At 76.6% G+C, this 970-nt stretch carries 1 pseudogene; it reads right to left on the bottom strand.

The features are described 5' to 3' along the window. Positions 1-970: pseudogene (locus QSG27_RS29045) on the bottom strand (hypothetical protein); the annotation flags it as partial.

Raw genomic sequence — 970 nt, 5'->3', positions numbered from 1 at the left:
GCCGGCGGCCCGCACCCGGGCCGGGCCCGCGGGCGGGGCGTGCGGCGGTGCCGGAGGCGGAGGGGATGCCGGAGGGGATGCTTGCAGGGCGGGCGCCGGTTCCGCCGCCACCGGGGGCGGTTCCGGCGCAGCGGCGGACGCGGGCAGCGCCTCCGGTCCCGGCTCCGCCTCCGCGCCGGTGGGCCGGACGGAGCGCAGGCAGCGGCGATCCGGGTCGCTCTCCGCCAGACGGCGCAGGAAGGCGGCGAAGTCCGCGGGCGCCATCAGATACTCGAACAGCCCGCCGCCCAGGTCGAGCCGCGAGCGGTTGTAGAGGCACAGCTCGCGGTGGACGACCTCGGTCACCGCGTCCACCGCGTGCGGATCGCTTTCCAGGTCCAGCAGAAGCAGGGCCGGGCCGCAACCCGCCGCCACCGCCTCGGCCAGCCGGAACAGCACGTCCAGCGGCCAGGCGTGCACACCGCCCGCGGGCATCTCCTCCGCCGCCGGAACCAGCCCCGCGCCACCGAAAAGGGCGTCGCGCAGCGCGGCGATCTCCTCCCGCGGGATCTCCATGCCGGAGCTGCCGGAAATCCCGATCAGGGCGAACAGGTCGGCGACCTCGGCCAGGCCGGCGGGCTCCTCCCCCTGCAACAGCCGGGTGGCGGTGAGGTCGGCCAGTTCCGCCGCGGCGTCCAGATCCATGGCGGCCAGCAGGCGCATGGCATGCAGCCAGGGGCCGGGCGGCGGCGGTTCCTCCTTCAGCGCGCCGACCAGCTCCAGCAGCAGGTCCGCGAAGGGCGCCTCCAGGGCCGCGGCCAGCGCGAAGGCGCCCAGCGACCCGCCGCTGGCGGCCTCCACCGCGCGCAGCCGCATCACCAGATCGACCCAGCCCCAGCGGACGTCGCCCCCGCCGCACCCCTCCACCACCCGCAGGCTTTCCAGCTCCTCCGCATCGGCGACGATCCCCTCCGACAGGGAGAAGCCGAGG

Source organism: Azospirillum isscasi (genome assembly GCF_030849505.1).
In the GTDB taxonomy this organism is placed as follows: Bacteria; Pseudomonadota; Alphaproteobacteria; order Azospirillales; family Azospirillaceae; genus Azospirillum; species Azospirillum isscasi.
This window is presented reverse-complemented; position numbering and strand designations above follow the sequence as displayed.